General features: G+C 40.4%; 8 protein-coding genes. All 8 read left to right on the forward strand.

What is annotated here, in order from left to right; genetic code table 11:
- The coding region (locus VIH09_RS12660) for an anthranilate phosphoribosyltransferase (protein WP_331581551.1) at window positions 1–675 on the forward strand (675 nt) is incomplete at its 5' end.
- Between the two features lie 41 nt (window positions 676–716).
- On the forward strand, window positions 717–1,085 hold the full coding sequence (locus tag VIH09_RS12665) for a four helix bundle protein (RefSeq protein WP_331581553.1): 369 nt from the start codon (window positions 717–719) through the stop codon (window positions 1,083–1,085).
- A gap of 64 nt (window positions 1,086–1,149) precedes the next feature.
- The gene (gene trpC / locus VIH09_RS12670; RefSeq protein WP_331581555.1) at window positions 1,150–1,932 is read left to right on the forward strand and encodes an indole-3-glycerol phosphate synthase TrpC; all 783 of its coding nucleotides are present in this window, start codon (window positions 1,150–1,152) and stop codon (window positions 1,930–1,932) included.
- Between the two features lie 78 nt (window positions 1,933–2,010).
- The gene (locus VIH09_RS12675; RefSeq protein ID WP_331581557.1) at window positions 2,011–2,664 is read left to right on the forward strand and encodes a phosphoribosylanthranilate isomerase; all 654 of its coding nucleotides are present in this window, start codon (window positions 2,011–2,013) and stop codon (window positions 2,662–2,664) included.
- Window positions 2,665–2,666: 2 nt separating this feature from the next.
- Window positions 2,667–3,848 carry a tryptophan synthase subunit beta gene (gene trpB, locus VIH09_RS12680; RefSeq protein WP_331581559.1) on the forward strand — a complete coding sequence of 394 codons (1,182 nt, stop codon included), beginning with the start codon at window positions 2,667–2,669 and terminating at the stop codon, window positions 3,846–3,848.
- A 169-nt stretch (window positions 3,849–4,017) separates the two neighbouring features.
- The gene (locus VIH09_RS12685; RefSeq protein ID WP_331581561.1) at window positions 4,018–4,338 is read left to right on the forward strand and encodes a gamma-glutamylcyclotransferase family protein; all 321 of its coding nucleotides are present in this window, start codon (window positions 4,018–4,020) and stop codon (window positions 4,336–4,338) included.
- A gap of 53 nt (window positions 4,339–4,391) precedes the next feature.
- The gene (gene trpA / locus VIH09_RS12690) at window positions 4,392–5,153 is read left to right on the forward strand and encodes a tryptophan synthase subunit alpha (RefSeq protein WP_331581563.1); all 762 of its coding nucleotides are present in this window, start codon (window positions 4,392–4,394) and stop codon (window positions 5,151–5,153) included.
- Between the two features lie 36 nt (window positions 5,154–5,189).
- On the forward strand, window positions 5,190–5,459 hold the full coding sequence (locus VIH09_RS12695) for a zinc ribbon domain-containing protein (protein ID WP_331581565.1): 270 nt from the start codon (window positions 5,190–5,192) through the stop codon (window positions 5,457–5,459).
- Window positions 5,460–5,705 lie beyond the last annotated feature (246 nt).

Here is a 5,705-nt window from a genome sequence, read left to right on the forward strand (position 1 = left end):
AAGCACGGTAACTATGGTGTTTCTTCCATTTCTGGTTCATCTAATGTGATGGAAAAATTGGGAATCAAATTCAGCAACGAGAATGATTTTCTGGAAAGGAGTATCGATAAAGCGGGAATTTGCGTTTTGCATGCTCCCCTATTTCATCCAGCCATGAAAAACGTCGGTCCTATCCGAAAAGAGTTGGCGGTAAAAACCTTCTTCAACATGTTAGGCCCGATGGTAAACCCATCATTTCCAAAAAATCAATTGGTGGGCGTTTTCAATTTGGAACTCGCCAGAATGTATGCCTATTTGTATCAAAACACCGATGTGAATTTCACCATTTTACATTCATTGGACGGCTATGATGAAGTGTCGCTCACGAGTCCGACAAAGATTATCACCAGCTCTATGGAGGGAATGCTGTCTAACGAAAGTTTTGGCATACGCCTTTTGTCACAAAGCGAAATCGAAGGCGGAAAAACCATCGACGAATCGGCACAAATGTTCACCGATATCATTTCTGGAAAAGGCACAGAAGCCCAGAACAACGTCGTTTGCGCCAATGCGGGAATGGCAATAGCAACCGTAACCAAATGTTCCCCGTTGGAAGGATTCGAACTGGCTAAGGAAAGTTTACTATCTGGGAAAGGGCTTAAAGCTTTGAATAAGTTACAAGAGTTAAGCAAATAAGCAGAAATTGAAAAATTAAATGATTTAAAAATTTAAAGATTATGACAAAGTCCTTTGAAGAATTTGAAGTTTATAAAAAAGGAATTCAATTGGCTAAATTAGTCTTCAAATTATTAAACGAAAAAGCTTTTGAAAAAGAATATGGTTTTCAAAATCAAATAAAAAGGGCCGTTATTTCAATTACAAATAATATTGCCGAAGGATCTGAATATAATAGTAATAAACAATTGATTAAATATTTAAAAATTTCTAAAGGTAGTTGTGCCGAAGTACTAAGTATGCTGGTACTTTCAAGAGAGCTTGGTTTTTGTGAAGAAAGCCAGATAAACGAAAGTTATACCCTCAGTATTGAAATTTCGCAAAACCTTTCCAATTTTATAAAGTATTTAAATTCTAAAATCAAAGACTAAATTTTTTATACAGATTGGAATTTTTCAATCTTTTAAATTTTTCAATCTTTAAATAACTTAAACGATGAACATTTTAGACAAAATAATAGTAGATAAAAAACGAGAAGTCATTCTCAAGAAATCCATCATTCCGGTCTCGCAATTGGAAGCTTCGGTTTTCTTTGGAAAAGAAACTATTTCTTTGAGTCAAAATCTAAGGAACAGTTCTTCGGGAATCATTGCTGAGCACAAACGCCGTTCCCCTTCAAAATCTGTTATCAACCTTAGTTTTACAGTGGAAGAAGTGGTAAAAGGATACGAAAATGCAGGTGCTTGCGGTATTTCTGTTTTGACGGACGGGAAATATTTCGGGGGTTCACTTGATGATCTGCTTTTGGCGAGGGCCTCGGTAAACATTCCGCTATTGCGAAAAGAGTTCATTGTCGACGAATACCAAATCCTGGAAGCCAAAGCTCATGGCGCTGATTTGATTTTGCTTATTGCCGCGGTTTTAACACGCGAAGAAATCAAATCATTGTCCGATTTTGCCAAAAGCTTAGGATTGGAAGTTTTGTTGGAAGTGCACAACAGGGAGGAACTGGAAAAATCAATCATGCCCACATTGGATATGATCGGGGTCAACAACAGGAACCTGAAAACATTCGAAGTCAGCTTGGATTTCAGCAAGCAATTGGCGGCTCAAATACCGGACGAGTTCGTGAAAGTTTCCGAGAGCGGCATCAGTTCCATCGAAGCGATAAACGAACTGAAACCCTATGGATACAAAGGCTTCCTTATAGGCGAAAACTTCATGAAAACGGACAATGCCGGCAAATCTGCAACCGAATTTATTAAACAGTTAAAATAAAACCAATCAAAAAGTTTGTATAAAAGCATTGTGAACTTCGCGAAACCTTTGTGAACTTTGCGGTTAAATAAAAAGACTATGAAACTCAAAATCTGCGGAATGAAACACCCAGACAACATACTCGAAGTCGCTGCGCTCCTACCTGATTATATGGGCTTTATATTTTGGGAGAAATCGGCGCGCTACTTTGACGGTGTTATTCCTGAATTGCCAAAATCGATCCGTAAGGTTGGGGTTTTCGTCAACGAAACCATCGCTGTTATTTTGGACAAGGTGCTGCTGCACGATTTGCAGGCGGTGCAATTGCACGGACAGGAATCGGTAGCGTTTTGTGAAGAGTTAAAAAACATATTGCCAAAAGAGGTTGAAATCATAAAAGTCTTTTCGATAATCGACAGTTTTGATTTTGAAGTTTTGAAACTTTTTGAAGCCCTTTGCGATTATTTCCTTTTTGATACCAAGGGGAAACTGCCTGGAGGAAACGGAACCACTTTCGACTGGACTGTTCTGGGAAAATATCCGTCGACAAAACCGTTTTTCCTGAGTGGCGGAATCGGAATCGAGGGAGTGGCCGCGGTAAATGAAATTCTAAAGACCAATTTGCCCGTTTATGCCATCGATGTAAACAGTAAATTTGAAAAAGAACCCGGATTAAAAAATATAGAATTGTGCAAAACCATACGTAGAGACGCACTGCAGCGCATCCCTACAGATAACAAAATAAAAAAATAATTATGTCATACAACGTAAATGAAAAAGGCTACTATGGCGAATTTGGAGGCGCCTATATACCCGAAATGTTATATCCCAACGTGGAGGAACTGCGTCAAAACTATCTGAAAATTACGGCAGAACCTGGGTTCCAGGCAGAATTTGATGCCTTGCTGAAAGATTATGTGGGTCGTCCCACTCCGCTTTATTTCGCGGAAAGATTATCAGCACAATACAATACTAAAATCTATCTTAAAAGAGAGGATTTATGCCATACGGGAGCGCACAAAGTGAATAATACGATTGGTCAAATCCTATTGGCAAAACGTTTGGGAAAAAACCGAATTATTGCCGAGACCGGTGCCGGACAGCACGGTGTGGCAACAGCAACAGTGTGCGCATTGATGGGACTGGAATGCATCGTGTATATGGGCGAAATAGACATCAAGCGCCAAGCGCCAAACGTGGCCCGTATGAAAATGCTGGGAGCCGAGGTGCGTCCTGCGCTATCGGGTTCCAGGACCTTAAAGGACGCCACAAACGAAGCTATCCGCGACTGGATCAACAATCCCGTAGACACCTATTATATCATCGGTTCCGTGGTAGGTCCGCACCCTTATCCTGATATGGTGGCGCGTTTTCAATCCGTTATCTCTAAGGAAATCAAGGAGCAATTATTGGAGAAAGAAGGCCGCGAAAACCCGGATTACGTGATCGCTTGCGTAGGTGGTGGAAGCAATGCCGCAGGTGCTTATTACCATTTTCTGGACAACAAGGACGTCAACATTATTGCGGTCGAAGCTGCCGGATTGGGTGTCCATTCCGGAGAAAGCGCAGCGACTTCAGCCTTGGGGAAAGTGGGCGTCATTCACGGAAGTAAAACCTTGTTGATGCAAACCGCAGATGGCCAAATAACCGAACCGTATTCCATTTCGGCGGGATTGGATTATCCCGGTGTTGGCCCCATGCACGCCAACCTTTTCGCAACCGGAAGAGCGCAATTCATATCCATCACTGATGAGCAAGCCATGAACTGGGGATTGAAACTCTCCAAGATGGAAGGCCTGATTCCCGCCATAGAAAGTGCCCATGCCTTCGCCGTTTTGGACGAAATGAAATTCAAGCCGGAGGACATTGTGGTCATCAATCTTTCCGGACGTGGAGACAAAGATTTAAATACCTATATTGACTACTTTAAATTATAGAGATTTAATCTGAGTTTATTTCGGGGCGTTCCCGCTGAAAACGCGGGCGGGCTGTACGCTTTATCTTTTTTGTGGCTGAAAAAAACCACAAAAAAGGATGTCGCTTCCATCCCTAACGCAGCTCAAAACAAGATAATTGGATTTTAAAATAACTTTCAAAACAGAAAAAATGGAAAAATTATTTGCTTACGGAAACCTAAAAGAGGAAGACATTCAAGAAACCGTTTTTGGGAGAGTATTAAAAGGCGTTCCTCAAACATTGGTGGGATACGTGGTAAAGGAGATAAAAATCGAGGAAGAATACGGAATAGAGTCTTATCCAATTATCGAGGCAACCGAAAATAAAAACGACACTATAACCGGGATGGTTTACGAAACAACATTTCAAGAACTACAACTGGCCGATAGATATGAGGGGAAACATTACAAAAGGATCAAAGTCCAATTGCAATCCGATCAAACGGCCTGGGCTTTTACGGCCATCACATAAATCAGAAAAAATAAAAGATCAAATCAGATTGTTAATCTGACAATAAATTCACAATGAACAGAATAAATCAAAAACTACAAGAAGACAAAAAGATACTTTCCATCTATTTCTCTGCCGGTTACCCCAATCTAAACGACACGGTGCAAATCATTGAGGATTTGGAGAAAAACGGTGTTGACATGATTGAGATAGGTTTGCCATTCAGCGACCCTTTGGCAGATGGCCCCACGATACAAGCCAGCTCAACGCAAGCCTTGCACAACGGAATGACCACGCAAGTTTTGTTTGACCAACTTAAGGACATTCGAAAAACGGTATCCATTCCGTTGGTGATTATGGGATATTTCAACCCGATGTTGCAATACGGAATAGAAAATTTCTGCAAGAAATGTGCGGAGATTGGCATCGACGGACTGATCATTCCTGATCTTCCTGTTGACGTATACGCCGACGAATTCAAAGCAACTTTCGAAAAATACGGATTGAAAAATATATTCCTTATTACGCCACAAACATCTGACGAACGCATCCGTTTCATAGACAGCGTTTCTGAAGGATTTATCTATATGGTAAGCTCGGCGAGTGTAACGGGTTCGCAATCCGGATTTGGCAGCACACAAGAAGCGTATTTCAAACGCATTGCCGGCATGAACCTAAATAATCCCCAAGTGATCGGTTTTGGGATCAACAATGCCGAAACCTTCAAACAAGCCACACAGTTCGCTAAAGGTTCTATCATTGGTAGCGCTTTCATCCAGCATTTGACAGAAAACGGAACCGAAAAAATCAAGGAATTCGTGAAAGCGATCCGATAAATAAAAATCTTTTCAATATAAAAACGAGAATGAAAAATGGAAGATAATTTACAAATCTGTCAGAGTTGCGGAATGCCACTTGACAAAGACCCGAATAATGGAGGAACAAATGCTGATAACAGCATTAGTGATAAATATTGTAGTTTTTGCTTTAAAGATGGAAAATTTCTAGATGAAGGTATTAGCCTTCAAGAAAAAATTTATAAGAATATTCAGATTGCTGTTTCCAGAATGGGCATACCAAAAAGTAAAGCCAGAGAAATGGCTGATAACATAATACCACACTTGGAGCGATGGAAATCTTAAATAGCAATCTTCAAAATAGAAGACAAAACTGAAAAATCCAGTAAGCCGCTCCCGCACGAATCCTTTCGTGTGGTAAGTTGTTATGAATAGAAATTATATTTTTTCACGCTCTATACAGTTTTCTTCCCTAAAATAAATTTCTTAGCAGCGCAAAGTCCCGAGACCCTTATCAGCCGAATATTCTAATTGATTGGCGGGACTTCAAAAAAAAATTTGAGTAGCTTTACTAATGAAATTTTATAAAAC

It is taken from the genome of Flavobacterium sp. (assembly GCF_036515215.1).
Taxonomy (GTDB): domain Bacteria; phylum Bacteroidota; class Bacteroidia; order Flavobacteriales; family Flavobacteriaceae; genus Flavobacterium.

Coding starts and splice junctions, on each gene's coding strand:
- VIH09_RS12665 (WP_331581553.1), top strand. CDS start 717: ATGACAAAGTCCTTTGAAGAATTTGAAGTTTATAAAAAAGGAATTCAA.
- trpC (WP_331581555.1), top strand. CDS start 1,150: ATGAACATTTTAGACAAAATAATAGTAGATAAAAAACGAGAAGTCATT.
- VIH09_RS12675 (WP_331581557.1), top strand. CDS start 2,011: ATGAAACTCAAAATCTGCGGAATGAAACACCCAGACAACATACTCGAA.
- trpB (WP_331581559.1), top strand. CDS start 2,667: ATGTCATACAACGTAAATGAAAAAGGCTACTATGGCGAATTTGGAGGC.
- VIH09_RS12685 (WP_331581561.1), top strand. CDS start 4,018: ATGGAAAAATTATTTGCTTACGGAAACCTAAAAGAGGAAGACATTCAA.
- trpA (WP_331581563.1), top strand. CDS start 4,392: ATGAACAGAATAAATCAAAAACTACAAGAAGACAAAAAGATACTTTCC.
- VIH09_RS12695 (WP_331581565.1), top strand. CDS start 5,190: ATGGAAGATAATTTACAAATCTGTCAGAGTTGCGGAATGCCACTTGAC.